We start from the raw sequence: 23,693 nt of genomic DNA, 5'->3' as shown, positions 1-23,693 counted from the left end.
TTCCCTCTTTTTAGCAATTAATCTTCCAATCATTCTTGCTTCCATTCATGAAAAAACCACTTTGACGATTGTTCCTTTTCCAACTTCCGATTCAATCACAAGTTCATGGCCCAATTTCCCGCAAATTTCCTTCGCCAAAAACAATCCCATACCGGTGGATTCCCCCGTTCTCCGGCCATTTTCACCAGTAAAGAACGGTTTGGTCACCCGGGATAAATCGGATTTTGGAATGCCGATCCCTTCATCCTGCACACATAAAACCGTTTTTGTCCCATCTTTTTCCACATAAATTTTTACTTTTTTATTTGGTTCAAAGGTATATTTCACGGCGTTCGTAATGAATTGACCGAGCATAAACTTCAGCCATTTGGAATCCGTTGCAACGGTTATGTTTTCGTCAATGTCGATCATCGGGAATACATGATTTGTAATAAATAAACGCTTATTGTCGTTGATTGTTGCAGTGACAATCTCTTTTAAGTTCACCCGCTCAATCTGCATATCCTCTTCAAATTTTTCAATCCGGGCACTCATCAAAACCATTTCAATGCCCCGTTTCAACCGGTCGACTTCTTCCTGGATGCTCGATTTATCGATCTCCTCTTCCTGCAGCAACAGTTCTATAACAGAAATGGGAGTTTTCATTTGGTGGATCCATTGATTCAAAAACTTTTCCTGTCTGTTTTGTTTTGCATAAAGGTTTTGCACTTCATGTTGATAATGCCGATACAATTCCTGCAAATATGCCTCTGTTTGAAGGTGCTCCGCTGTTTTCGCATTTTTTTGAAGGGCATCATCCATCGAAACAGGCAAATTGGATATTTTATTTAAAAAATTTCTCCGCAGCGTATAACGTACGGCAAGAAAGGAAACAATCAGAACCATGCTGATCACGATGGAATAGACAGCCGTATCCAAATTACGGAAGCCGTCCAGCCAGTACAACGACAAAATAAAAAGATCGACGAGCAACTGGAAAATGATAAAGAAGATGTTTTCTTTCAAGAATAGTTTTAATCCCATACCTATTTTTCCTCCGGATGTAAAACGAATCGATAACCGGCGCCGCGAACCGTTTCAATGGCGGATTGGACACCATATTCGGCAAGTTTTTTCCGGACGCGGGTCATGTTTACATTTAATGTGTTTTCATCAACAAAGGCCTGGTCATCCCATAGCTCTTCCAGCAATTTCTCTCTGGACACCACTTTCGGTGACTCCCTCATGAGCAGGTTTAAAATGGCACACTCCTTTTTTTGTAATGGAATTTCCTCATTTTTTACATGCAGCTCCATCCGTTCCAAATAAAGCGTCAATTGCCCCAATTGAACAGTCCGTTCTTCTTGTCTTGATGAATATTCCCCGTAAGTTCTTCTTAAGTGGCTTTTGATTTTTGCCAATACGATTTCATAGTTGAATGGTTTTGTAATAAAATCATCGCCGCCATTCTCCAATGCGAAAACCTGGTCCATTTCCCCGGAACGGGCAGAAATGAAGATGATCGGACATTTTGTATATTGTCTCAATTGTCTGCACCAGTAATAGCCATCATAAGAAGGCAGGTTTATATCAAGCAATATGAGATGCGGTGAAAATGCAAGGCATTCTTCTATAATCTCATCAAAGTTTTTGACGATTTCCACTTCATATTGATATTTTTTTAACATTTCAGCCAGTAACGAAGCGATTTTATAATCATCTTCTATGATATAAATTCGCGTACTTTCCAATCTCCTTCCCCCCTAACGGAAACATCTAATTCTATTTTATCAAAAAATGGGCTACGGTCATTTAATGGCCCTCTTTCCGTTCCATTTTGTTAATTTCCTCATATTATTTCACAAAAATGTCACAGGTTACTTTTATAAATGGGCAAATTCCTATTGACGAATCCAAACTGTTATAATACAATTACAAATACAAACAGGTATTATAAAACAGTTAGTCCACAAGGAGGTCCCCTCATGTTAGAAAATATCGTTGAGTTCTTCAGAAACTTGCCTGAAAAAATCTGTGTTAAATGCGGCGAAAAAATTGAAGAACAAAGTGAATGCTACACAAATACATGTGACAAATGCAGCACACATTAATCATAATCGTTGCATAATATAACAGTAATGCGCTCCTGACCTATGAAATGAACTTAATATTAAATCGCTTAACATTAAATTAAATCGCTCAACAAACTGTCGCAGATATAAAAACTTATTCACTGTTTTTTGTCATAGTAAAATGTTTGACGGCTTAAGTTTTCAATTTTGGAGAACTTAAGCCGTTTATTTTTTCAGCTTTTGATTTTAACAGTCATTCATGATTCATGTTTATTTCACAAAAAAGAAACAGCACAAACTTTTATGGTCTGTACTGCTTAATAAGTTGACAATCATTTATCTTTTCCTGCATTTATAATGACTTGTTCTGACAATATTTTCGGACTGCCTAAAAATGGTTTTGTTTCATACCGGGAAGTAATTGATAATGGTGCTATACCACTGCCTGCAAGATAAGATCTGACATCTAAAACAATGATACCATCCTTTAACACATAATTTTTTCCATCAATTATTTTTCTAGAATCAAATTCAGTATAGAATTTATCAAGAAGCGTAACGAAAAAGGAATCGATGGGTATGGGGTCGCGCAGTTTCGGTTCTATTCCATAAATTATCTCCAAAAAAGATAACCTGTGAAATTTTTACGAAATGTAAAATTTCACAGGCTTTTTCATTTCAGATGTGTATATCATTCCAGCCTTTTCTTATTATCTGAACCAGTTAAAACTATTCTTCATCTTAATGGTTTTCATGGGAATCTTCATGTTCATCCTGACTGTGATCATGCTGCATTTGTTCCGTGTCTTCTTTGGATGTATCTTGTTCCGGAAGCACTTTGCTCATATCCGGATTTCCTGCAACGATTTGTTTTTTCGGCATCACGTGCAAGCCTCTTGCTGTTGTATGGGCATACATATAATACACGCCATCATGGTTGAACGTAAATTCGGCTTTATACACGCCATCTCCCGCATGTTCCGCTTTAATCATGGCTCCTTGTTCGCGCAACCCGGATTCCCATACTTCGAATTCCACGGAATCCGCATCTTCCACGTTTTCATTGTTCTGTGTCACATGGGCAGCCAGTTCCACCGGTTCGCCCACTTTCACTTCATCAGGAGTCAAAATATCCACTTTCACTTCCAATGCGGAAACGTCAACTGGTTCCTCATTTGTATCCACTTCCGATTGTTCCTCATTTGTATTGCATCCAACCAACAAAATGGGTACAGCCAACAAAGAAATAATCCATTTTTTCATGTTAATCTTCCTCCATTAAAGGTAATGATATGGTAACAAGCGTTCCTTCACCCACAACACTCTTAATTGCAAGTGCCCCATCGTGCTGCTTCACCAACTGTTTCACGATTGATAATCCCAAACCGGCTCCACCGTCTATGCGGCTTCTCGCCTTATTGACCCGGTAAAATCTTTCGGTGATATGAGGGAGATCCTCTTCAGGAATACCAATTCCTTCATCCTGTATCTCAATGATTGCACGATGATCTGATTGATAACTGTGAACCGTGATTTTCGCGTTTTCATTCGAATAGCGAATGGCATTTTCAATCACGTTAATGAAAATCTGTTTCAGCTTCTCTTCATCCCCTTGGACAATACAATTTTCATCCAAGTTTTGCACGATGCGAATATTCTTTTTGTTCGCTTGTCCTTCCAACAGTTTCACCGATTCACGGATGGTTTCCGAAAGGACGATTGGAAGCATCTCAATTTCTTCCTGTTGTTTCCGGACTAGTTGCAGCAATTCATTTGTTAACCGTTCCATTCGGATCGCTTCCCGATGAATCAACTCCAACGCTTCCTCGCGCTCTTTCCCGTCAAGAAGCTGATTTTGGATCGCCTCGCTGTATCCTTTGATATAGCTGATCGGCGTACGCAATTCATGGGATACGGTCGCCAGGAAGGTTTTTTGCTTTTCATCTTCCTGCTGAATGGATTCGGCCATGTGGTTAAACGCTTCCGACAGCATGCCGATTTCATCTTTTGATGTAACCTTTACCCTCGTGCTATAATCCCCTTCCGTCATTTGTTCTACCGCTTTTTGCAAATCGTTCAGCGGGCGCATGATCCGCTTCAGGCTCTGATAAACAAAAACGGCGATGACAAGGGCAAAAAGAATCCCTCCACCTATAAATATAGCCACTTCCGTTTTAGCTAATTCAGTAATTTTTGCTAAAGGATAATAAAGATAGATAATTCCTTCCAACCGGTTTTGATCCACAAGCGGCAAAATGACCGATACGACTTCACGGTTGAACCGCTCTTCATAGCCGATTTTTGTCACGTTTTCACCATTTAACAAAACCCGCCGCTCATCCGGACCAATCAATGTATTGTAATCGATTTCGAAAGGAACACATGCGCTCAGTTCACGAGGGTTGCGGACAGCAAACACATTGTAGGTGGAATACTGATTAAATTCCTCCACCATTTCCACATATCCATCGGTCACTTTTCCCCCGGTATACATGGATTGGAGGTTTTCGCCGATTTCCACCATTTCGCTTTTTGTATCTTCCACATAAAATTTTTCATATAGAAAATCCGCGAAAATGTACATAAATGCAATGGTCAATACCAGATAAACGATTATTAATACCCATATTTTCGTTGAAAGCTTTCTCATACTTGATCAAAGCGATAACCAATCCCCCAAACAGTTTGGATGTAGTCGCTTGCCTCCTTCGAAATTTTCCCCAATTTTAGCCGCAATGTTTTGATGTGGGTGTCCACCGTTCTTGTGCCGCCGTCATAATCCATTTCCCAAATTTTCTCCAACAATTGCTCGCGGGAAAAAACGGTGTTTGGATTTTTCATAAATAGTTGAAGCAAATCGAATTCCTTGAGTGTCAATGTGACTTTTTGATTGTTTACATACACTTTGCGGGAAGCTTCATCCAGTTTGATGACTCCCCGTTCAAGGAACTGTTGCTTATTGACTCCTGTTCTTCTGAGAACGGCTTGTATTCTGGCAATCAATTCACTGGAGGTGAAAGGTTTTACGATGTAATCATCGCCCCCGATGGTCAACCCTTTCACTTTGTCCTCATTGTCATCTCTTGCGGTCAAAAAAATGATTGGAACAGAAGAGATTTTCCGGATCTTTTCGCATACTGTAAAACCATCTTCTTTCGGCATCATGACATCCAAAAGGACGATATCCACTTCTTTTCTTTCAATGAACGGATAAGCTTCTGCACCGCTTTCAACTGCAATGGTTTGAAAGTCGGATTTTGAAAGCATCAATTCGATTAGATTTCTCATATCTTGTTCATCGTCTATGATCAATACGGTTGGCATTTTCAAACCTCCCTTACCAGCAACTGGAACGGCCCGGATTTGGTCGGATTATTATGTAACACTTTCCCATCTTCTTCCAGAAAATAGATTTGATTATCGTCAAATCCAGCAACAATAATCATATCTTTAAATGCAGCGACAGAAAACGGGTTTGCCCCCACTTCTTTGCTCCATAACACGTTTCCATTCACGTCGCATGCGTACAATTCATTGGAACCATGGTTGGTGATATAAACGACCTCTCCATTTTTTGTAAACCCGACAGGCATATGTGATGCTTGGATTTCCTGAACCAACTGGCCAGTTTGCAAATCGAGCACTTTCACTTTCTGATTTGGATGGCTTCCGGCACCATGCCCTCCTACCCAAAGTGTATCGGTTTCCTCCACAACCAATAGACCGGTCGAGGATTTATCGATTGGCCATTCATCAATGAGAACCATGGATTTTATATCAACAACGGATAGTACAGGGGATTTGTAGTTGACGACATATAACTTTCCTTGGTGACTATCCATTGACATCGGGTAATCTTTCAGGCGGATTTCCCCCAGCTTTTTGCCATGTTCATTAAAACTGGCAACAGTATTCTTTTTGCTATTTGTAATGAAAAGCACATTTTCTTCTTCATCGTAATAGGCGTTCGTTGTTCCGGTACCCGTTTCTATGGATTGTATCAATTTTCCGGTGGACAGTTCATATATATCCACTTCGTTCAATTCATGCCCGTAAAGCACGATGCGATCGTAAGGAATCAACGTTGCGCCCGTATACGCTTTATCGAACTCCCATGTGGCAATCCGTTCCCCTTTCGAATCAAAAAAATCGATGGAAGGCTCCAGTATATTTACGGATGCAACAAATGATTGATGCTGATTGATCGATGTGAAATGCTCATCATTACAGCCTTGCAAGATCCAAATAATGCATAAAAATAATAATGCTGTCCATTTTTTCAAGCAATCACCCCTAATTCTATAGTGTAGTGAAAAAGTGTGAAGTTTCGATGAAATAAATTTGACAATCGTTTCAAATTTTTAAACATCGTTAGGGGATTTTTCATTGATTTTGTAATGCTTGATATTACTTAGAGCAAATATTATGTGTTGGAATGGTCCTTTTTGCTCGGATAAACATTTGGCTTGCTCGGATACGCATCCCTCTTGCTCGGGTAACCCTTCTTCTCGCTCGGATAAACTCTCCTCTTACTAAATTCCATCCTTTACGAAAAAAGCTGCTTCGAAGGTGGCATTGACCATCGAAAGCAGCTATTGATCCGAAATATGAATTTGTTAACTGGCGATTATAAAGAATCAAAACGCCCTTAAACCAATTGTTCCTGAAACAATTCAGCCGTTATTTCTTCCGCCGCCTGTCTTCCCTGCAGCACACAATCCGGCACACTGATTCCTTCATAAGAACTTCCAGCCAATTTCACATGCGGGAAATCTTTTTTCAGTATTTCCCTCATTTTTTCCAAACGATTTTCATGACCCACTGTGTATTGAGGCATCGATTGCTTCCAGCGGGAAACGATGGTGAACACCGGTTTTTGATTGATTCCTAGCGATTTTTCCAGGTCATGAAGCACCGTTTTTTCAATGTCCGCATCCGACAATTCCACGATGGCCTCGTCCCCCACACGGCCAATATACGTTCTGAGCAAATCATATCCTTCAGGCGCCACATTCTCCCATTTATGATTGCTCCAAGTGCATGTCGTGATGGAAATATCGTTGTTCCGTGCAAAATAGAAGCTGATCGCATCATCATAATTTTGGCAATTTACCTTTTCAAACGCCATCGTTACAGTAGCGATTGTCGCATAATTCATATCTTGAATTTCATCGAAAATGCCATAATGGTTGAACATATTTTTCGCTTCATTCAATGAAGTCGTCACGATCACCGCGTGGCATTTGATCGGGGAAATATTATTGAAATAAATTTGGAACGTACCATCCTGCAATTTATCGATGGATTCCACTTTTACACCTTTTAACACCGTTTTGGACGGCAATTGTTCTTCCAATTTTTCCACTAAAGTTTCCAAACCGTTTTTAAAAGTTTGATAACCTTTCATATGATTACTTAAGAAGGAAAAGTGCGTCTTTTTCATTCCATAAATCAAGCTTCGATATTGTTTTTCCAATTCGTAAATTTCCGGAAACATCGATTGGATGCTCAACCGGTCGATATCTCCGGCAAAAGTTCCTGCAAGCAGCGGTTCAACCAAATTTTCTACCACTTCTTTTCCAAAGCGGCGTCGGAAAAAGTCCCCAATCGGTTCATCCTTGTCTTCCCTGGTTTTAGGTAATACTAAATCTCCTGCAGCGCGAAACTTTCCACTTAATGATACAATCCCGGTTGTCAATAATGAGGGGACAATAGGTGATCCTCCAAACAAAATACCATTTGGAATAGGGTACAGATGTCCACCGACAGCCACATAAGTTTGACCTTTTTTGTTGTTCACTACTGCCTCTTCTATTCCTAAATGTTTTGCTAATTCCGCCATGCTGTTTTCATGATCGATAAAAGATTCCGGACCCCGTTCGATAATAAATCCATCTTTTCGCAATGTTTGGATTTTGCCGCCCAATCTTAACGAAGATTCAATCAACACCACATCTAAAGGCAAATGATGATCCCGTGCACACTTTTCTAAATAAAACGCTGCAGTCAACCCTGTAATACCACCGCCAATGACAGCAATTTTTTTTCGATTCGTCACCCTCATCATCACTTTCTATCATTTCTCTAACTTTTTAAAAATGGCATCAATCATCGCATCAATAAACAATGGATGAGTATTCGGCATTGGTGGGCGATAGTAGCCTGCTCCCAATTCATCGCACACAGCTTTACATTCAATATCGTTATCGTATAAAACTTCCAAATGCTCTGTCACAAATCCGACCGGAGCATATACAAATGAACGGTATCCTTTTTTCTCATAAAGTTCTCTTGTCAAATCCTGCACATCCGGTCCAAGCCATGGTTCCGGTGTTTGCCCGGCTGATTGCCATCCGATTTCGACATTTGGAAGACCTGTTTTTTCTTGAATCAAACGGGCAGTTTCAATTAATTGTTCTTCATACGGGTCGCCCAATTTTTTGATCTTTTCAGGCAATGAGTGGTTTGAAACAATCACGCAAGCTTTTTCCCGTTCTTCTTCAGTCATTTTATCGAATTCTGCAAGAATCGCTTTTGCCCAATAGTCGATGAATTTCGGTTCATCATACCATGCTTCCACAGAAGTGATTTTCAAAGTGCCGCCCAATTTTTCGGCAGCTTCTTTCGCTCTTCCATTGTAGGATTGAATGGAAAAAGTCGAGAAGTGAGGTGCCAATACAATGGAAACCGCTTCTTGTATTCCGTCTTTCACCATTTGTTCAACGGCATCTTCAATAAATGGTTCAATATGTTTTAATCCGATATACAATTGATATTCCACTTCATCCTGGACTTCATTTAAACGGTTGACAAGGGCCTCCGCCTGTTTTTTGGTCATTTCCGCAAGAGGAGAAATTCCACCAATCGCTTTATAACGCGCTTTCAAATCATCTATATGTTCCTGAGAAGGTCTTCTCCCATGACGAATATGTGTGTAATATCTTTCGATGTCTTCTTCTTTGTATGGCGTTCCATAAGCCATCACTAACAGACCGTGTACTGGTTTCAATGTTTTCACCTCAAACAATTTTTTTGTTACTCATTCGTTAGTTTTGCAATTCGTTCACGACTATAATCATGAATTAATGCCGTTAACCGTTTTAATACATCCGGATTGACGTCAGGGAATACTCCGTGACCCAAGTTGAAAATGTGTCCCGGCACTTCCAATCCTTGATCGATAATATCTTTCGCTCTTCGTTCAATGACAGACCAATCCCCCAATAGGATGGAAGGATCCAAGTTTCCTTGAACCGCTTTTTCGATTCCCATTTCACGGGCTTTTCGGATCGGCATGCGCCAATCTAATCCGATCACATCAATTGGCAAGTCATTCCATTCCAAAATTAAATGGCTTGCGCCAACACCAAATAGGATCACAGGGACATTTTGATTTCTCAATTCCGCAAAAATCCGTGTCATCACCGGTTTGATAAACACCCGGTAATCTTCAACATTCAACGCGCCAACCCAGGAGTCAAACACTTGAATGGCACTCGCACCTGCTTCCACCTGTGCAGTAATATCCGCAATAATCATGTCTGCCAGCTTATCCATCAATTTAAACCATGCTTTTGGATCGGAAACCATGAAAGATTTCGTTTTGCTGTAATTTTTCGATGGACCGCCTTCAATCATATAGCTGGCCAACGTAAATGGAGCGCCGGTAAATCCGATCAATGGCACATCCAACTGTTCTTCCGTTAAAAGTCTGATTGTTTCAAGCACGTATGGTGTATGCTCTTTTGGATAAAATTCGCCCAACTTTTCCACATCTTCCACACGTCGGATCGGATTGGAGATCACTGGTCCAATGCCGGCTTGAATTTTCACATCAACACCGATGCTAGGCAAAGGCGTCACAATGTCTTTGTAAAGAATTGCCGCATCCACGTTATATTGTTCCACAGGAAGTCTTGTCACATAAGCGCAAAGTTCCGGCTGCTTCGTAATTTCTTCCAACGAATATTTCTCTTTTATTTTCCGGTACTCCGGCTGGGAACGCCCCGCTTGCCGCATGTACCATACTGGAGTATATTCCGTTCTTTCTCCTCTTGCTGCTCTGATTAAAGTGTCATTAATTAGCCTCATGTTCAATTAACCTTCCCCTCAAAAATAATCGTTGACGAAAAGTGCAATGAAATCGATTTCAATCTTACAAGGAATTTCATCGCTAAAAATTGCTACAATTAATTATAATAACTATAACCTTGTAAATAATCTACTAAATCACTGATACCCTTCAATATATACTGTTCCTTTAACATTGTATAGTTTTCTCTGACAAATGTCATAAAATTGTTCTTTTAATAGCCTATTTTTCTTACTGAATATTTGACAAAATTAAGGCAAAGAAAATTGAGCAGGAGTTTTCTTTTTCATTCAAGGAGGAATCAAAAATGAATTTTTACATGACGACCGGAACTCCCACTTTTATGGAAAAATTGCATAAAAAATATGAACATGAAAAAATGTTGATTTTGTATGGCGCAAACCAAACCCTGTTGCTTCATGAAACAGCGGGCAAGACCGTTTTTCAAACACCCAGAAAATATGAAGTTGTGGATGGGATGAACGAACTGCAACAGGCAGGTTACTTCACTTTCTACCATATTCCGGTATCTGATGAAGGACGCCCGGTATTTGAAAAAAACATCGTTCAGCGTTTGAAAGGAATGAAGGATCAAACGGGGTTGACCGCCATGCGACTGCTTCGTCCGAAAAAATCGGAAACCTATATTATTCTCCTTCAATGGAAAGATAAACGCTCATATGACATATGGAAAAAATACGACCCAATCGCCCAGGAACTCGAAAACTTTTCAGTGGGTGTAAAAAAAGACAATATCTTTAATGCAGCAACGTACATCTCCACTTACTCCGGCGCGAAACAAAAAGAAGGGGAAGAGAATGAAAGCTGATCTGTCCCCCGGGCAAAGGATGAAAAGGGCGGATGAGAAAATTATAAAATTTCCTCCATCCGCCCTGGGGCAAATTTTTCAATTACATCTCAAATGATATGCCAAGATGAAGTTCAACCGCTTTTTTGTACACACCCTTTGCAACGGCAAGATCATAATAAGAAGCCCCGACGGATTTGAAAAAAGTGATTTCTTCCTCATGTTCCCTCGGTGCAATTTTTCCGCTCACCAACTGGGCAAGTTCCCCATGCAAGTTGGAAAAAGACCACTCCCCGCTTTTGTGGGCATCAATCAATTCCCCCGCTTCTTCTTTGACGCCTTCCACATCATCCACCACAATTTTCGAAGCTTTTCTTATCGTTGTCCGATCGACTTCCAGCATATGGGGCAAATAAGAGCCGACCCCGTTTACGTGGGCACCGGGTTTTAAATAGTTTCCATCAAACACGGGGCTTTTTGCATTTGTCGCACAACAAACAATGTCTGATGAACTGACGGCCTCATTCACATCATCGACCACTTCCAAGAATGCAGTGACACCATGATCAATCAATTGTTGCTTGAAACGATGCGCTTTTTCTTTCGTTCGATTATACAAATAAATGCTTTCGATTTTTCTTACCGAAAGTACCCCGAGAACTTGCTCAAAGGCCATTCTTCCCGTGCCAATCACCGTCAGCGATTTTGCATCAATGTTCGCCAGTTTCATCGTGGCAAGCCCTGTCATCGCGCCAGTGCGAAGACTTGTGAGATATGAAGCGTTCATCACCGCCAAGTGCTCACCGTTTTCAGTGCTTGAAAGAAGCAGGATGCCCTGGGTTGTCGGCAAGCCTTTCCCGGGATTGTCCGGGAAAATCGTGACGACTTTTACTGCGGCAATTTGATCTTCCAAATCGGCACTTGGCATATAAAGGGAAGAAGCATTCTTTTCAGGAAAATCAATCACTGTTCTAATCGGGGCAAGCACTTTGTCTTTTTGCTTTGCCATCAACATTTGTTCCACATCTTTTAAGGCATCTTCCATTTTGTAAAAACGTTTGATTTGTTCTTCATTTAATAGAATCAATGGCTATCCTCTCCGTTTTCTATACTCTTTGCAAAGTTCTTTCTTCCGTGTTTTTGAATTCATCCAACTCTTGATTGCTCTTGTCTTTGACAGTGAATACCGCAATCAGTGAGATGATGGCCGTCAAAACGATATAAAGCGCAACGGGAACATAAGAGTCATTGAATTGGACCAACAGCCATGTTGCAATCAAAGGAGCTGTTCCTCCCGCAACGGCCGCACCGATTTGATAGCCCAATGATACCCCTGTGTAGCGCACTTTTGCATCAAATATTTCCGAAAACATTGTACCGAGCACCGCCGTAATCGGAGCCCAGATTATCCCCAATCCCAAAACCGTTGCAATAAGGAGCGCGGCGAAATTTCTTTGTTCGAGCAGCCAGAAATACGGAAAAGCATATAGGATCATTCCGATCACTCCGGCAATGTACACCTTTTTGCGGCCAATTTTATCCGATAACCTGCCCATAAACGGCATGAGAATCGTTGTCACAATGGTGGAAACCATGATGGAAATCAACACTTGGGAACTTTTGAATCCAAGGTTGTTCGTACCATACGAAACAATGAATGTAGAAAAGATGTAAAACGGCGCCGTTTCAACCACTTTTCCTCCGACCGCAATGAGCACTTCTTTCCATTGGGTTTTAAATATGTCTACAAAAGGAAGTCTCGTCACTTCCCCGGTTTCCTGAATTCTTTTGAATGAAGGTGTTTCATCCAGCCCTTTGCGGATCCAAAGACCAAAAATCACTAAAATTGCACTCAAAATGAATGGAATCCGCCATCCCCATGCCACAAAACTTTCAGGAGAAACGATGGACGTGATGAACGATAATGCGCCCGAACCTAAAAACATCCCGACTGTGACTCCCATTTGCGGGAAGGCACCGTAGAATCCCCTTTTTTCTTTTGGAGAAAATTCAACGGCAAGCAGCACTGCCCCTCCCCACTCACCGCCGATTCCCAAACCTTGTACCAACCGCAAAATGATCAGGATAATCGGTGCAGCCACGCCGATTGCCTGATATGTGGGCAACAACCCCATCAATACGGTCGCAACCCCCATGATGGTCAAAGTTAATACAAGCGTCCGTTTTCTGCCGATCTTATCGCCAATATACCCAAAAAGGATGCCTCCAAACGGCCGAATAAAAAACGCGAGAGCCAAAGAAGCATAAGACAGCAACAACCCCACCGTCGGATCATCCGCAACAAAGAACACTTGATAGAATACAAGTCCGGCTACCGTTCCATAAAGAAAGTAGTCGAACCATTCAATGGAGCTCCCTACCAAACTGGCAATCCAAACTTTTGTCATATCATTTTTTCCGCCCATTGGATACCTCCCCGTTGAATTGTTAAGTAGAGAAGTTAGTAAAATTTATGCTAAAAAAATACATATATTCTAAGATTTCTAACATGGATGGACAATTATGGGTCCTTTCATTCTATTAGAACAATTACAGGAGGCTCCAAATGGGCACAGACTCGGTTGATCGATTCCCGAATTTTTCATTCATTGGCATGCAATTGTGGAAAGAAAAGGCAAGACACATTTATGGAGGCATTTCCTTTTAGCCATCCAATGAAATGCAAAAGCGGCTTAAGTCCCAAAATCGGGAACTTAAGCCGCCCAACAATCAAAACCAAATTCTTCATTCTTAAACATGCACCGCCGGATCCTTCGACAATCGGAAAGTCAATTCGTTCATTCCGATCACGATGATCGCCGGAATAAAGAACAGCGGTTGTCCAATGGCGCAAAGCATCACAATGATGGCTTGAATCACCATAAAGAGGCGCAACAGCTTCTGAACCGCTTGCTTCCGTTGATTGTCTTTGACCGGATAGAGCATGTCCATACGGAAATCGGTTGAAGATAACAGTGCATATTTCAACTGGATGACCGTGGCGAAACTTAACGCTCCTGCCACAATCCATAAGACAACCGGAATATCAATCATCAGCGCAATGATTGCCGAAATGAGCGTTAAACGCACCCATAAATAAAAATGGTCGTTGGTTCTGACAAAGGTGCGGAATACCAGATAACTTTGCGTATTTTCCTTTTTATATGGAACGAATTTATAGATTGCGTCCAGCCATGCTCTCCGTTTCACTGCGCCACGGATATGCGGGACATCCGTAAAGTAATTCGCAAACCGGTAAAATGCCATCATCCGGTTTTCTTCCAGTTTGACCAAATGCTCGTACGGGATCGGTTGGACCTTTGCCCGCTTTGCCAGCGAAAATTTGTACACAACGAGCAAAAGCAAATAGATCAATGCCCACCAAAATGAGACGGACAAAATGGCTTGGATCGCCAAAATGGATACCGCCATCCGCGCAATGCGATCAAAGACAACATGATTCCCCCGATTCGCAAAGCGGTAATGGAATTCCGACTGAACGTTTACAAATTTCAGGACAATGATGAACAATAGCCCCAACCATGTCCGCCATGCAGGCAAATCAGTGACCGCGTTTAATAAAGGGATTGAAACAATGTAGCAGATCACAGGCAAAAACACCTGGGACCAGAATGTCCAATTCAAGGCTTTCCGGAAATAGAGGTGCATTTCCTTCTCCAATGGCAACAAATACACCTGATCCGGCTCCCTGAGCAATGTCACGGGACGGGAAAAAGCAACAACGATTCCGATAACTCCGGCAACGAGCCATTCTGCAGGAAATTCCGGTGACACCACTTGCAGCCATTCGCTGTATTGATACCCGAGCGCCCCAATGGCAAACACCAGCACAATCGCCAAATGCCCAGTGAACACAAACCGCATATATTTCTGAATTTCCGTAAGATAATGTTCAAACCGCTTTGACCAAACATCCGCCAAATTATTCATGGTGCTGCTCCTTCGTCATGGCAATATACAAATCATCCAGAGTGGCATTCGGCATGCCAAAAGCCTTTCTCAAATCATCCATCGTCCCCTGGGCGCGAACACGGCCTTCGTGAAGGAAAATGATGCGGTCGCAATATTTTTCGGCAGTCGATAATACATGGGTGGACATCAACACGGAAGCCCCCTGCTGTTTCCGTTCCGACATTTGGTCAAGCAAAGATTGGATGGCCAATGGATCAAGCCCTATAAACGGTTCATCCACAATATATAAGGAAGGGTTGACCAAAAAGGCGCACATGATCATGACTTTTTGCTTCATCCCCTTGGAGAAATGGGATGGGAACCAGTTCAGGCGCTTCTCCATCCGGAATTCTTCCAACAATTTTCCGGACCGTTCCTTTAATGTCTTCTCATCAATGCCGTATGCCATGGCGGTCAATTCCAAATGTTCCTTCAATGTCAATTCCTCGTATAATACAGGCGTTTCCGGAATGTAGGAAAAAGATGAACGGTATTTTTCAATATCTTCCTGCAATGTCACGCCATTCAAGCGTATTTCCCCTTTTTGCGGTATAAGGGTTCCGATAATGTGTTTGATTGTTGTGCTTTTTCCTGCACCGTTCAATCCAATCAATCCAACCAATTCACCTTGTCCAATGGAAAAGTTTAAATCTTTGATGACCGGTTTTCTTGTATAGCCACCTGTTACATCCTTTAATTCCAACATAGCCAACACTCCTATTCTTCCTACAGTGTATCAAAATTAGAAAATGTATTCATCTCATGAAATATGTTAAAATGTAGATAAATTTTGTAAGAAAGGATTGGGTGAAATGAGCGACTGCATTTTCTGCAAAATCATTGATGGATCCATTCCATCCAATAAAGTATATGAAGATGAACATGTATTGGCTTTCATGGACGTAGCCCCATTGACAAAAGGACATACATTGCTTATCCCAAAACAACACGTAAAAGATCTGTATGAAATGCCGGAAGATGTGGCAAGAAACTTATATGCGGCTGCACCAAAAATCGCGAATGCCATTAAAAAAGCTTTCAATCCGCAAGGTCTAAACACGATCAATAATAATGGCGCCTTTGCCGGACAATCCGTGTTCCATTATCATTTGCACTTCATCCCCCGCTATGATGACAGTGACGGCTTAAAAGTGAGATGGGAAGCAAAAAACGGCGAGTTCACTCCTGAACAATTAAAAGCGATTGCGGAAGAAATCAAAACGAATTTAAATGAATAATCCGGCAGACTGACTCATCTCCCGAGTCGGTCTTTTTTAATATTACAATCATCCTATAAAAATACTTGAAAATTATTTCTTTTAAGATTACAATAATCGTACTATACGATTTCGCTGACAGCATAGAGACTGTTGGGAAGTTGAGCACAGCTTAGCAGAGGAGAGAAGTGTATGAAAACAAAAAATTTGGTATTAATGGCTCTTTTAGTTGGTATTGGAACTGTTCTTTATTTGGTGATGCCGCCTATTCCGATCGGCGGTGGAATCAAGCCGGATATGATGTTGACGATGATGTTTGTGGGGATTATTTTATTCCCTAGCATCCGGGATACATTTATTCTTACAGTCGTTACCGGAGTTCTATCCGGATTATTCTCATCCATTCCGGGTTCACTCATTCCAAATCTGATCGATAAAGTTGTAACAGGTTTTGTTTTCTTGGCCGTACTCTATTTGGTCAATAAATTTGCGAAAAACGTTGTTGTTTACGCCATTTTGATTGGATTAGGAACTTTGTTGTCAGGAACCGTTTTCTTGTCCATGCTTCTATTGTTGGTCGGAGAAATGCCGGCAGCCTTTGGAATCATGTTTGTTACTGGTGTAATTCCTGCAACAATCGCAAATATCGTTGCGTTCTGCATCATCTATCCGATATTGGCAGGTCTGTTAAAACGTTCCAAATTCGAAACTTCCGTTACACAAGCATAATAAATAATGAAAACTTTGCTATCTAAGTTTTACTTAGATAGCTTTTTTATTTCCTTTGATTTTGGTTTAATATGGTTAAGTACATTAATTTATAATCCAACCATTTTCTTTACATACTATTGAATACAAAATGAAGGAGAGATTCACCATGCGTGCTAAACCATTTTTCATCGGACTGTCCGCCGGAATGATCGCTGGACTGACTGCAGCCATTTTCACTGCTCCACAAAACGGAAATCAATTGAGAGCAAACATGAAATATGCGGCAAAGAATGTAAAAACGACCATCAGCGAATTAAATTATCAAATCAATGACTTGAAAAATGCGGTCTCTAAATTATCCAACGAAGCGAAAATTACTATTCCAAAAATATTATTTGACTTAAAAACCTCCGTTTCCAATTACAGTGAAGAAATCAAACCGGATGCCGAAAAATTGAAAGAAGAAATAGAAAAGTTACAGAATAGCATCAACGAAATCGAGAATAAATTTTCACAACTCAAAAAAGAATAAAATCATTTCAAAAAACCGATTTTTAGTTCTTTTTTACCAAAAACGCAAATTTTTATTTCATTTATTTATTATTTTTATCAAAAAATAACATTTATTAATCACTTTTCATTTATGTATTTTTTTTAACTTTAAACTTTTTTCTTTTATTGCTATAATATTTTAAAAACTTACAAAAAGAAGGTGAATCGATGACTGTGGAATCCTACACATTAAAAGAGGCCATGATTTATAGTCAGCGAATCGCTCAACTGTCCAAAGCCTTGTGGAAAGCAGTTGAGAAAGACTGGCAACAATGGATCAAACCGTTCAATTTAAACATTAACGAGCATCACATTTTATGGATTGCTTATCATTTACAAGGCGCTTCCATTTCAGATGTTGCCAGATTCGGGGTCATGCACGTATCAACGGCCTTCAACTTCTCAAAGAAATTGGAAGAGCGTGGGCTTCTTAAATTTTCGAAACGCGATGATGACAAACGCAATACGTACGTTGAATTGACTCCAAAAGGCGCAGAGCTTGTCATCAAAATGTATGACCATTACTTGGATACAGAGCACTCTATATTGGAAGGCTCTCTAGCATTAAAAGAATTGTATGGAAGATTTCCAGAATTTTTAGACGTTATGGCCATCATCCGAAATATTTACGGAGAAGATTTTATCGAAATATTTGAAAGATCCTTTAAAAACTTTAAAGAATCCATTGAAGAAAAAGATAAAGATCAAGTGGTATTCAAGAATGAAATTATGGTGAACAAATAAGCAATTGGGGATTTGGGGAGTGTATCAGGTACACTCTTTTTTCTTTTTTTGGGATAAAAATCATTAGCATAAACACCATACTTGTTTTACAATTTTCTTGAAATTATATGGAGAGGTAGCCACACTATGCATTGTTGGAAAACGATCAATATCAAAAGGGAATATCGTGTACCACGAATTGTATTATACATGATTATTGTGTTTATCCTTGTTTTTTCCTTTTCATTCATTCTTGTCGGCATCAACCGGCCTTTAAAATATGACGATCACTATGTTCCATTATTTCTTTTGGTCCTTTTATTGCTTTATCCATTGCATAAACTCATCCATTACTATTCGCTCTTTTCCTACCGAAAATCGGTAAAACTGAAATGGAAACTTGAGTTGAAAGTTGTTCCCATCGTTCACCTTCGAATTAAAAAAATGATACCGAAAAATAGATATATGTTTATTCTGATCACCCCATTCGTTCTTTTAAATATGATATTGATTCTCGTGGCGGTTCTCTTCCCTTACTATTCCCATTACGCGTGTTTATTGCTCGGATATCATTGTTCCATCTGCCTGGTCGACATATTATATTTTATACACCTGGTAAACGCGCCAAAAAACGCGGTCATCGAGGAAACGCCCAAGGGGTACGAAATTCTAGTTCCTCCTAGTTTTTCAAAAACTTCTAACAATTAAATGCTAAAGAATGGTGAACTTACTTGTAGAATGGCAACACTTTTTGATATTCTTAAGTGAAGTGATAGAGGGGAGGAACAACTTTGCTACTGTTAGTTGTAGTGCTATTCTCGGTACTTTATTTATTTCAAATAAATCGGATGACATACACATTATGTATGCAAAAAGATATTCCTGAAGAAAAACAGACAAAGATTTTCAGCACAATCAATATTTTAATCACTATTTTACTTATATCTTTTTATATTGAAGTATACTTTGCCATCAAATTTTAATGATGGTTTTGATACATTCCCGCAAAAATAAACAAGAGGCTGGGACAAAAGATAAAAAACACCATTTTCTCACGGGAGAAAAATGGTGTTTTTTTGATAATTGAAGAAAATTGATTTCCGTTCCGGGGACGCTTTCCGCGGGCCCGGCTCGAGCCTCCTCGGAGCTCAAACCTTCGCTCCTGCGGGGTCTCGAGACTCGGGCTGTTCCCGCAGGAGTCGCCCCGTCACTCCAATCAATTTTCTGTGATATCAATTTTTTACAAAAAATTTTTTTTGCAGCTCGTTCACTTTATTAGTTATGTCCCAGCCTCAAATTTTGATATTAGTGCACGAAAGCTGCACCAACAATGATTAATAAAATAAACAACACAACCAATAACGCGAACCAGCTACCTCCATATCCATATCCACCACCATAGCTTTGACCCATAACGACACCTCCTTTCCTATCTACTGCTTATAGTATGCGGGCAAGGTTGGGTTACCTGGGCAAACATAATTAGTGGAACCATTTCGTTTTTGATTCGTTTATGTTATAGTTACAAATGGAAATTAAATACAGGGAGAGAAAGTGAGTTTATGAAAAAAACATTTTTAGCAATCGCATTAGCCACATCCGTTTTTGCATTGTCTGCTTGCAATTCAGACGATGAAGTCGTTGTTTCTACAAAATACGGCGATATTACAAAAGATGAATTTTATAATGATATCAAAGACATGGCAGGCAGCATGCTGTTGGAACAAGTAGTCGTCGAACACATCCTGGAAAATAAATATAAAGTGTCGGATGAAGAAGTGGAAGAACGTTTAAAACAATATAAAGACCAACTCGGAGACTCTTTCGATGACTTCTTGAAACAACAAAACATGACGGAAGAACAATTCAAAACCAATATCCGCTACACTTTAGTGCAAGAAAAAGCTGAAAACGACATCAAAATTTCAGAAGAAGAAATGAAAAAATATTATGAACAAGGCAAATATGAATTACATGCCCGCCATATTTTAGTGGAAGACGAAAAAACTGCTAAAGAAGTTCTTAATAAACTCAAAAAAGGTGAAGACTTCGCAAAATTGGCGAAAGAATATTCATTGGATACAGGTAACGCACAAGACGGCGGCGATTTAGGCTGGTTTACTGTCGGCACAATGGTGACAGAATTCAACGATGCCGCTTATGCATTGGATGTAAATGAAATCAGCGAACCGGTGAAAACAGAGTTCGGATACCATATCATTCAATTATTGGATAAACGTGAAGTGAAAAACTATGGCACTTACGAAGAGAAAAAAGATGAAATCCGCCAAAACTTAATCAAAATGAAAGGCGGCGTCAATGCCAAATTAGAGGAATTAATCAAAGATGCGGATATCGATATCAAAGATGAAGATTTAAAATCCGCATTCTCTCAAATTTTAGGAACTGACAGCGACAAAGACAGCAAAGACAAAGAAAAAGATAAATAAGAACGGGATATGATGGACAGGCTGTGACAGCTGAAAATGGTGCCGGTAATTACACCGGCACCATTTTTTTGTGGTGGCAATATTTCTTTGGCCGCAACACCTTTCCCCTATAAGGGATTGCCAATCACGGTAACCGGATTCCTCTCCATATGAAGGCAATTCCGATATTCAAATAAACCGTCGTAAAGAGAAAGGCGACAAATCCATTTTGTCGGATTGCCTAAAGCCAAATCTTTCAATGCTTCACCGACTGCGCTGAAGAATTTGAACCCATGGCCGGAAAAACCGCATGCAAATCGGCCCAAAAGAAAAAGCGAATTGGAATACCTTTTGTTTCCAAGTTCGCTCTTTTTATACTCAAGAGTCTTCAAATTTGGGCTTATAGAAGGAACGATTATCCAATGCAAAAATGCGCTCCGTAAATTCCCCGGGCTTCGTTTTGCCCAAAGCTCTCGTCAACATATTCATTTTTGCATCAATATTATCAATATAATGCAACATTTCCGCTTCTTGGATCATCGGTTTTTTCGGACTTCCCCATTCTTCCTTGCCGTGATGGGCCAACACGATGTGCTGCAATACCATCACTTCTTCTCCTTCAATCCCCAGTTCTTTTGCTGCCTGCCCAATTTCATCGACCATGATCGTAATATGCCCCAACAAATTCCCTTCAACCGTATACGTTGTGGAAACAGGGCCCGATAATTCCTTCACTTTTCCCAAATCATGCAATATAATTCCCGCATAAATCAGATCTTTATTTAAAGTCGGATATAGTTCGCAAAGGGCTTTCCCCAGCCTCAACATATGCACCACATGGTCCAATAGCCCTGAAACATAGTCGTGGTGGTTTTTGGTGGCGGCAGGATAAACCGACATTTCCAATTGGTATTTCTTCATCAAGTAGCGGGTGATTCTTGAAATTTTCGGATTTTTTATTTCAAAGAAATATTGGGTCAATTCTTCAAACAATTCTTCCTTTGGGGTTGCGGCGGAAGGCATTAAATCTTTTATCTGAACACCGTCTTCCGGTCTGGCCGGGCGAATCTGCTTGATGCGAAGCTGGTTTTTCCCCCGATATTCATGGATTTCCCCACCGATTTTGACAATGGTTTGCGGCTGGTACAATTTTTCATGTTCTTCATTCGTATCCCAAAGTTTCGCTTCGATATCGCCGCTTTTATCTTGGAGAATGAGGGTCATGAACGGCTTCCCGACGGTAGTGATTCCTTTGGTCGCTTGTTTGATCAATAAAAATTGATTCACTTCATCTCCAGGCTGAAGTTGAGTAATTCCTGGCATAAGAGACATCCCCTTTTCATTCGTTCGAAACAATCGTTCCTTCTTTATTGTACCATTTGTTTCAAAGGGATTCGATGATTGAATCTTCATTCTGAATCTACTGACATTCTTTCCATATGTTGTATAATAAAATTGACTATTCTATAAAGGATGGGATGAGAATGGCAAATTTTTATTTCACGGCTTTTGAAAAAACAGGGGAAATTTTATTCAATGAAGTATGGGAATTCGAAAATGAACAGCAAGCGAAAATCGAGGGGCAAAAACGCATTGAGGAAAAAGGGGTTCAAGATAAAACCCATCGGCTCGTAAACTCCCAAGGAAAAGTGATTTTATTCCATGTATAATAAAGCAGGAGGTTGACCATGAGTCAACCTCTCTTCATTATTGGCCAATAAATTGCGGGCTTCGTTTTTCTACAAAAGCTTTGATGCCTTCCAGATGATCTTTCGTTTGTCTCATCTTTGTTTGTGCCACCAATTCTTTTGACAGCACTTTTTTCAGTTCTTCCACCCGTTCAGAATGATAAATTTGCTTCGTCTCCAGCATCGCCAAAATTGGAGCGGATAGCAACTTTTTCACAAAACCTTGAACGTATTGTTCGGACTCCCCTTCCTTCACCACGACATCCACGAGTCCAAGTTGCTGCGCTTCTTCCCCGTTCATGATTTTGCCTTCCCAAATAATTTGCTTTGCCTTTGGTACACCTACGCGTTCCTGCATGAAGAAATGACCGCCGCCATCCGGGATCAACCCGATTCCTATGAAATTCATTGCCAATTTGCTGTTTTGTTCCGCAATGACAATATCGGATGCTATGGCAAGACTGAAGCCGAGCCCTGCTGCAGCACCATGCACCTGGGCAACCGTAATCATCGGCAATTGATAATAAGCGGTCGCCATTCTTGAAATGATATCCATGATTTCATGGAAATCCTCTATTTTATCCTTTTGCAGCATCATTTTGATGTCGCCGCCGGATGAAAATGCACGTCCATCCCCTTTGATCACCAACACTTGAATCCCTTTTTCCCCTTGAAGCCGTTCAAAGCAGTCTGCCAACTCATTCAACATCACTTCATTCATGGCATTCAACGCTTCCGGACGCTTTAAAGTGAGCACCGCATACCGGTCATTTACCGACAATTCAATTGTTTCGTAAGCCAATTTCTCCACCCCTTTATTTTTCTCATACACTATTAACTTCTACTTGAAGGAAAAAATTCCTTTCATGAAACTCAAATCAAAGAATATTTGAAAAAACATGTGGAATAACAAAAACACGAATAATATTTTTTATTTTTTTAATTAATGTTCGTTAAAAAACGTAAAATTAAAGCGTTTTCATTAAAAATATTTCATTTTGTTAAGGAAATGAGTTGACAAAAGTGAACAATTCAGTTTATTATGTAGACACATTGAAATAAGAGTCAAAATATTATGACGGAGACATGCTCTTGCGTTCAGAATCCTCAGAGAGCTGATGGTCGGTGCAAATCAGCGTTTCTGGCGTCAGTAGTTCCACTCCTGAATAGAATGGCTGAAATTCAGTAAGTCATCTCCGGATTATGCACGTTACGCATCACTTGAGATTGTCGGAATCTTTGCAATTTTCGGCAATGAAAAAGGGTGGTACCGCGTGAAGTTGATAACCAGCTTTTCGCCCCTTACTTTGTAGGGGGTGGAAGGCTTTTTTTAATATACTTCGGAATGAAAGGAGTATTTTTATCGAAAACTATTAACTCAATTGCCTCTAATTTTTCGATATTTTGACGTTGTATTTACACCCATCATTCGAAAATAATTATTAAAAAA

Annotated in this window: 27 protein-coding genes and 1 pseudogene; 10 read left to right on the top strand and 18 right to left on the bottom strand. The window is 40.2% G+C overall.

Features of this window, described 5'->3' with window-relative positions:
* Window positions 1-45: 45 nt before the first annotated feature.
* Window positions 46-1,023: a sensor histidine kinase gene (locus NSS77_RS10365; RefSeq protein WP_342468685.1), complete on the bottom strand. Its 978-nt coding sequence runs from the start codon at window positions 1,021-1,023 to the stop codon at window positions 46-48.
* 2 nt (window positions 1,024-1,025) lie between these two features.
* The gene (locus NSS77_RS10360; RefSeq protein ID WP_342468684.1) at window positions 1,026-1,730 is read right to left on the bottom strand and encodes a response regulator transcription factor; all 705 of its coding nucleotides are present in this window, start codon (window positions 1,728-1,730) and stop codon (window positions 1,026-1,028) included.
* Between the two features lie 234 nt (window positions 1,731-1,964).
* On the opposite strand from NSS77_RS10360, the gene yhfH reads away from it, so the two are divergent.
* Window positions 1,965-2,090 carry a protein YhfH gene (gene yhfH / locus NSS77_RS10355; protein WP_342468683.1) on the top strand — a complete coding sequence of 42 codons (126 nt, stop codon included), beginning with the start codon at window positions 1,965-1,967 and terminating at the stop codon, window positions 2,088-2,090.
* Window positions 2,091-2,383: 293 nt separating this feature from the next.
* Here the strand turns inward: yhfH and NSS77_RS10350 are convergent, their stop codons facing one another.
* The 8 genes from NSS77_RS10350 to hemE all read right to left on the bottom strand — a co-directional run bounded on the left by NSS77_RS10350 (window position 2,384) and on the right by hemE (window position 10,142).
* The gene (locus tag NSS77_RS10350; protein ID WP_342468682.1) at window positions 2,384-2,674 is read right to left on the bottom strand and encodes a hypothetical protein; all 291 of its coding nucleotides are present in this window, start codon (window positions 2,672-2,674) and stop codon (window positions 2,384-2,386) included.
* 118 nt (window positions 2,675-2,792) lie between these two features.
* A complete protein-coding gene (locus NSS77_RS10345; protein WP_342468681.1) occupies window positions 2,793-3,314 on the bottom strand; it encodes a FixH family protein in 522 nt (173 codons plus the stop codon).
* Window position 3,315: 1 nt separating this feature from the next.
* Window positions 3,316-4,596, bottom strand: a complete 1,281-nt coding sequence (locus NSS77_RS10340; RefSeq protein WP_342468680.1) for a HAMP domain-containing sensor histidine kinase — start codon at window positions 4,594-4,596, stop codon at window positions 3,316-3,318.
* A 101-nt stretch (window positions 4,597-4,697) separates the two neighbouring features.
* Entirely contained in the window at window positions 4,698-5,375 is a 678-nt protein-coding gene (locus NSS77_RS10335; protein WP_342468679.1) for a response regulator transcription factor, read from the bottom strand.
* A gap of 2 nt (window positions 5,376-5,377) precedes the next feature.
* The gene (locus NSS77_RS10330; RefSeq protein WP_342468678.1) at window positions 5,378-6,334 is read right to left on the bottom strand and encodes a PQQ-binding-like beta-propeller repeat protein; all 957 of its coding nucleotides are present in this window, start codon (window positions 6,332-6,334) and stop codon (window positions 5,378-5,380) included.
* A gap of 365 nt (window positions 6,335-6,699) precedes the next feature.
* Window positions 6,700-8,115: a protoporphyrinogen oxidase gene (hemY, locus tag NSS77_RS10325; protein ID WP_342471256.1), complete on the bottom strand. Its 1,416-nt coding sequence runs from the start codon at window positions 8,113-8,115 to the stop codon at window positions 6,700-6,702.
* Window positions 8,116-8,127: 12 nt separating this feature from the next.
* Complete coding sequence (gene hemH, locus NSS77_RS10320; protein ID WP_342468677.1) at window positions 8,128-9,060, bottom strand: ferrochelatase; 933 nt, start codon at window positions 9,058-9,060, stop codon at window positions 8,128-8,130.
* Between the two features lie 26 nt (window positions 9,061-9,086).
* On the bottom strand, window positions 9,087-10,142 hold the full coding sequence (gene hemE, locus NSS77_RS10315) for a uroporphyrinogen decarboxylase (RefSeq protein ID WP_342471255.1): 1,056 nt from the start codon (window positions 10,140-10,142) through the stop codon (window positions 9,087-9,089).
* A gap of 308 nt (window positions 10,143-10,450) precedes the next feature.
* Here hemE and NSS77_RS10310 point away from each other — a divergent pair, with 308 nt between their 5' ends.
* Entirely contained in the window at window positions 10,451-10,972 is a 522-nt protein-coding gene (locus NSS77_RS10310) for an antibiotic biosynthesis monooxygenase (RefSeq protein ID WP_342468676.1), read from the top strand.
* Window positions 10,973-11,054: 82 nt separating this feature from the next.
* On the opposite strand, the gene NSS77_RS10305 is transcribed toward NSS77_RS10310, so the two are convergent.
* The 4 genes from NSS77_RS10305 to NSS77_RS10290 form a co-directional block, all read right to left on the bottom strand.
* On the bottom strand, window positions 11,055-12,038 hold the full coding sequence (locus NSS77_RS10305; RefSeq protein ID WP_342468675.1) for an ornithine cyclodeaminase family protein: 984 nt from the start codon (window positions 12,036-12,038) through the stop codon (window positions 11,055-11,057).
* Between the two features lie 19 nt (window positions 12,039-12,057).
* The gene (locus tag NSS77_RS10300; RefSeq protein ID WP_342468674.1) at window positions 12,058-13,377 is read right to left on the bottom strand and encodes an MFS transporter; all 1,320 of its coding nucleotides are present in this window, start codon (window positions 13,375-13,377) and stop codon (window positions 12,058-12,060) included.
* 325 nt (window positions 13,378-13,702) lie between these two features.
* Window positions 13,703-14,902: an ABC transporter permease gene (locus tag NSS77_RS10295; RefSeq protein ID WP_342468673.1), complete on the bottom strand. Its 1,200-nt coding sequence runs from the start codon at window positions 14,900-14,902 to the stop codon at window positions 13,703-13,705.
* Window positions 14,895-15,635 carry an ABC transporter ATP-binding protein gene (locus NSS77_RS10290; protein ID WP_342471254.1) on the bottom strand — a complete coding sequence of 247 codons (741 nt, stop codon included), beginning with the start codon at window positions 15,633-15,635 and terminating at the stop codon, window positions 14,895-14,897. The genes NSS77_RS10295 and NSS77_RS10290 overlap by 8 nt, the downstream gene beginning before the upstream one ends.
* Before the next feature lie 100 nt (window positions 15,636-15,735).
* On the opposite strand from NSS77_RS10290, the gene NSS77_RS10285 reads away from it, so the two are divergent.
* The 6 genes from NSS77_RS10285 (at window position 15,736) to NSS77_RS10260 (ending at window position 19,109) form a co-directional block, all read left to right on the top strand.
* Window positions 15,736-16,161: an HIT family protein gene (locus tag NSS77_RS10285; RefSeq protein WP_342468672.1), complete on the top strand. Its 426-nt coding sequence runs from the start codon at window positions 15,736-15,738 to the stop codon at window positions 16,159-16,161.
* A gap of 171 nt (window positions 16,162-16,332) precedes the next feature.
* The gene (locus NSS77_RS10280; protein WP_342468671.1) at window positions 16,333-16,869 is read left to right on the top strand and encodes a tryptophan transporter; all 537 of its coding nucleotides are present in this window, start codon (window positions 16,333-16,335) and stop codon (window positions 16,867-16,869) included.
* 148 nt (window positions 16,870-17,017) lie between these two features.
* Window positions 17,018-17,383, top strand: coding sequence for a YtxH domain-containing protein (locus NSS77_RS10275; protein WP_342468670.1), 366 nt, complete (start codon window positions 17,018-17,020; stop codon window positions 17,381-17,383).
* Between the two features lie 188 nt (window positions 17,384-17,571).
* Window positions 17,572-18,147 carry an HTH-type transcriptional regulator Hpr gene (locus tag NSS77_RS10270; RefSeq protein WP_342468669.1) on the top strand — a complete coding sequence of 192 codons (576 nt, stop codon included), beginning with the start codon at window positions 17,572-17,574 and terminating at the stop codon, window positions 18,145-18,147.
* 126 nt (window positions 18,148-18,273) lie between these two features.
* Entirely contained in the window at window positions 18,274-18,834 is a 561-nt protein-coding gene (locus tag NSS77_RS10265) for a DUF3267 domain-containing protein (protein WP_342468668.1), read from the top strand.
* Window positions 18,835-18,917: 83 nt separating this feature from the next.
* Window positions 18,918-19,109: a hypothetical protein gene (locus NSS77_RS10260; RefSeq protein WP_342468667.1), complete on the top strand. Its 192-nt coding sequence runs from the start codon at window positions 18,918-18,920 to the stop codon at window positions 19,107-19,109.
* Here NSS77_RS10260 and NSS77_RS10255 read toward each other — a convergent pair.
* Together NSS77_RS10255 and NSS77_RS10250 are read right to left on the bottom strand one after the other, a co-directional pair.
* Window positions 19,106-19,327: pseudogene (locus NSS77_RS10255) on the bottom strand (hypothetical protein); the annotation flags it as partial. The gene NSS77_RS10260 and the pseudogene NSS77_RS10255 sit on opposite strands and share 4 nt — an antisense overlap.
* A gap of 104 nt (window positions 19,328-19,431) precedes the next feature.
* The gene (locus NSS77_RS10250) at window positions 19,432-19,539 is read right to left on the bottom strand and encodes a YjcZ family sporulation protein (protein ID WP_342468666.1); all 108 of its coding nucleotides are present in this window, start codon (window positions 19,537-19,539) and stop codon (window positions 19,432-19,434) included.
* A gap of 149 nt (window positions 19,540-19,688) precedes the next feature.
* On the opposite strand from NSS77_RS10250, the gene NSS77_RS10245 reads away from it, so the two are divergent.
* The gene (locus NSS77_RS10245) at window positions 19,689-20,576 is read left to right on the top strand and encodes a peptidylprolyl isomerase (RefSeq protein ID WP_342468665.1); all 888 of its coding nucleotides are present in this window, start codon (window positions 19,689-19,691) and stop codon (window positions 20,574-20,576) included.
* Between the two features lie 357 nt (window positions 20,577-20,933).
* Here the strand turns inward: NSS77_RS10245 and yhaM are convergent, their stop codons facing one another.
* Entirely contained in the window at window positions 20,934-21,878 is a 945-nt protein-coding gene (yhaM, locus tag NSS77_RS10240) for a 3'-5' exoribonuclease YhaM (RefSeq protein ID WP_342468664.1), read from the bottom strand.
* A 161-nt stretch (window positions 21,879-22,039) separates the two neighbouring features.
* Between yhaM and NSS77_RS10235 the strand changes: the two genes are divergently transcribed.
* The gene (locus tag NSS77_RS10235; RefSeq protein WP_342468663.1) at window positions 22,040-22,225 is read left to right on the top strand and encodes a YhzD family protein; all 186 of its coding nucleotides are present in this window, start codon (window positions 22,040-22,042) and stop codon (window positions 22,223-22,225) included.
* A 37-nt stretch (window positions 22,226-22,262) separates the two neighbouring features.
* Here NSS77_RS10235 and NSS77_RS10230 read toward each other — a convergent pair whose 3' ends face one another.
* Window positions 22,263-23,045 carry an enoyl-CoA hydratase gene (locus tag NSS77_RS10230; protein WP_342468662.1) on the bottom strand — a complete coding sequence of 261 codons (783 nt, stop codon included), beginning with the start codon at window positions 23,043-23,045 and terminating at the stop codon, window positions 22,263-22,265.
* Between the last annotated feature and the right edge of the window lie 648 nt (window positions 23,046-23,693).

This window comes from Ureibacillus sp. FSL K6-3587 (assembly GCF_038593165.1).
GTDB classification, from domain to species: Bacteria; Bacillota; Bacilli; order Bacillales_A; family Planococcaceae; genus Ureibacillus; species Ureibacillus suwonensis.
Note: the sequence above shows the minus strand (reverse complement) of the source record. Positions and strands in the feature narration are given on the sequence as shown.

What these genes read in the sequence shown, in the direction of transcription:
- NSS77_RS10245 (WP_342468665.1), top strand. Translation starts at nt 19,689, where the DNA reads ATGAAAAAAACATTTTTAGCAATCGCATTAGCCACATCCGTTTTTGCA.
- NSS77_RS10285 (WP_342468672.1), top strand. Translation starts at nt 15,736, where the DNA reads ATGAGCGACTGCATTTTCTGCAAAATCATTGATGGATCCATTCCATCC.
- NSS77_RS10295 (WP_342468673.1), bottom strand. Translation starts at nt 14,902, where the DNA reads ATGAATAATTTGGCGGATGTTTGGTCAAAGCGGTTTGAACATTATCTT.
- NSS77_RS10280 (WP_342468671.1), top strand. Translation starts at nt 16,333, where the DNA reads ATGAAAACAAAAAATTTGGTATTAATGGCTCTTTTAGTTGGTATTGGA.
- NSS77_RS10250 (WP_342468666.1), bottom strand. Translation starts at nt 19,539, where the DNA reads ATGGGTCAAAGCTATGGTGGTGGATATGGATATGGAGGTAGCTGGTTC.
- NSS77_RS10365 (WP_342468685.1), bottom strand. Translation starts at nt 1,023, where the DNA reads ATGGGATTAAAACTATTCTTGAAAGAAAACATCTTCTTTATCATTTTC.
- yhfH (WP_342468683.1), top strand. Translation starts at nt 1,965, where the DNA reads ATGTTAGAAAATATCGTTGAGTTCTTCAGAAACTTGCCTGAAAAAATC.
- NSS77_RS10300 (WP_342468674.1), bottom strand. Translation starts at nt 13,377, where the DNA reads ATGGGCGGAAAAAATGATATGACAAAAGTTTGGATTGCCAGTTTGGTA.
- NSS77_RS10270 (WP_342468669.1), top strand. Translation starts at nt 17,572, where the DNA reads ATGACTGTGGAATCCTACACATTAAAAGAGGCCATGATTTATAGTCAG.
- NSS77_RS10345 (WP_342468681.1), bottom strand. Translation starts at nt 3,314, where the DNA reads ATGAAAAAATGGATTATTTCTTTGTTGGCTGTACCCATTTTGTTGGTT.
- NSS77_RS10265 (WP_342468668.1), top strand. Translation starts at nt 18,274, where the DNA reads ATGCATTGTTGGAAAACGATCAATATCAAAAGGGAATATCGTGTACCA.
- NSS77_RS10235 (WP_342468663.1), top strand. Translation starts at nt 22,040, where the DNA reads ATGGCAAATTTTTATTTCACGGCTTTTGAAAAAACAGGGGAAATTTTA.
- hemE (WP_342471255.1), bottom strand. Translation starts at nt 10,142, where the DNA reads ATGAGGCTAATTAATGACACTTTAATCAGAGCAGCAAGAGGAGAAAGA.
- NSS77_RS10310 (WP_342468676.1), top strand. Translation starts at nt 10,451, where the DNA reads ATGAATTTTTACATGACGACCGGAACTCCCACTTTTATGGAAAAATTG.
- yhaM (WP_342468664.1), bottom strand. Translation starts at nt 21,878, where the DNA reads ATGCCAGGAATTACTCAACTTCAGCCTGGAGATGAAGTGAATCAATTT.
- NSS77_RS10275 (WP_342468670.1), top strand. Translation starts at nt 17,018, where the DNA reads ATGCGTGCTAAACCATTTTTCATCGGACTGTCCGCCGGAATGATCGCT.
- hemY (WP_342471256.1), bottom strand. Translation starts at nt 8,115, where the DNA reads ATGAGGGTGACGAATCGAAAAAAAATTGCTGTCATTGGCGGTGGTATT.
- NSS77_RS10335 (WP_342468679.1), bottom strand. Translation starts at nt 5,375, where the DNA reads ATGCCAACCGTATTGATCATAGACGATGAACAAGATATGAGAAATCTA.